General features: G+C 55.4%; 1 protein-coding gene. It reads left to right on the forward strand.

Features of this window, described 5'->3' with window-relative positions; genetic code table 11:
• The coding region (locus tag D5S03_RS09165) for a PEP/pyruvate-binding domain-containing protein (RefSeq protein WP_287043621.1) at window positions 1–1,653 on the forward strand (1,653 nt) is incomplete at both ends.

The raw sequence follows: 1,653 nt of genomic DNA on the forward strand, positions 1-1,653 counted from the left end.
CCAAGCAGAAGAGCAGGTTTGATTCCCTCAAATCCAAACTGGTCCTGAAGGCCAGCGAAATCATGGAGATGGGTGTTGAGGCCGAACTTCTTGTGGGCGGAAAGAACTTTAATACCGCCATCATCAACACCATCGAAAACATACGGGCTCCTCAGTTCAGGGCCATATCGGCCACAGCCTTTCACAAACTGCTGGATGAAACCAAGGTAAACGCAGCGGCAATCAGGGCCTCGGTGGACAAAGAGTATGATGTCATCGACTGGAAGGACCAGGCCATCAACGATGATCCGGACTTTTTGAAAAAGCTGGTTCGAAAGCTTGCCGTCCAGGTGAAAAGAACCCCGCAGAAGAAAGACAGCACTTTTATCAGGCTGCGTACCTTTATAAATAATGTCGTGGAGGGTTTTGCCGTCTCTCCCGAAGGTATTGACCAGCTGCGCAAGAGGTCTGTCCTGGTACAGACAGCCATCTTGAGCGTGGATCTGCCCAAAGAGGTTGAAGAGGCTGTCCGGCAGGCATACACAGGGATCTGCAAGGAAGTGGGACAGGATAACGTGCCGGTGGCTGTAAGGTCTTCTGCTGCAGGGGAAGACAGCCGCAAAAAGGCCTTTGCCGGTCTGCAGGACACCTATTTAAATATTGTCAGTGAAAGCAGTGCCGTGGAAGCATATCACTGGGACTGCGCCTCGGCCTACAACCTGCGCAGCATGACCTACCGCAGGGAAGCCATCCTGGATGCAGTGGCCAAGGCTGAATCCACCGGCGATGATTCCATAGCCTCCAAGGCCAAGGAAGAGTGGTCCATAGAAAACACTTCCCTGTCCGTATGCATAATGCGCATGATCAATCCCGTTATTTCCGGTACAGCCTTCAGCGCAGACACCGCCACCGGCTGCCAGGGAACAGACCGCAAGGACCTGGTATCCATTGATGCCAGTTACGGTCTGGGGGAAGCGGTGGTAAGCGGCATGGTCACTCCGGACAAGTTTTACGTGTTCCAGCGCGATGACGGAGAAGAGGTCGTTATCCGGCATATGGGCTTCAAGGATAAAAAGATAGTTTACGATGAGACCGGAGTAGGGACCGTGGTGCAGAAGGTCCCAGAAGACCTGGTCACCCGCTGGTCCCTGTCCCTGGCCCAGGCCGAAATCGTGGCCAAGGGAGTACGGGCCATCAGCAAGGCCTACGAAGGCATGATCATGGACACCGAGTTCTGCATCGACGCCTGGGACCGCCTGTGGTTCGTGCAGGCCAGGCCAGAGACCAGGTGGAACGAAGAACTGGAAAAGCATCCCAATACCATCTTCATGCGGCGCATGGAGGCGAATAAAAATGCCATCGCCAATGCAGAGATAATCCTCGAAGGCAACGGCGCTTCCAGGGGGGCTGGACAGGGCACTGTCAAGTTTCTGCGCTCCGCTCTGGAACTGAACAAGATAAACAAGGGCGATATCCTGGCTGCGGAACGTACCGATCCGGATATGGTCCCCGGCATGCGTGTTGCGTCTGGGATTCTGGCTGATGCCGGAGGAGACACAAGTCACGCAGCCATCACATCCAGGGAGTTGGGGATTCCGGCCATCATCGGCATTAAGAGGCTGGAGGCCCTGCGGGCCCTGGACGGCCAGGAGGTGACCGTAGACGGCTCAAGGG

Origin of the sequence: Desulfonatronospira sp. MSAO_Bac3, assembly GCF_003838035.1 — a bacterium.
In the GTDB taxonomy this organism is placed as follows: Bacteria; Desulfobacterota; Desulfovibrionia; order Desulfovibrionales; family Desulfonatronovibrionaceae; genus Desulfonatronospira; species Desulfonatronospira thiodismutans.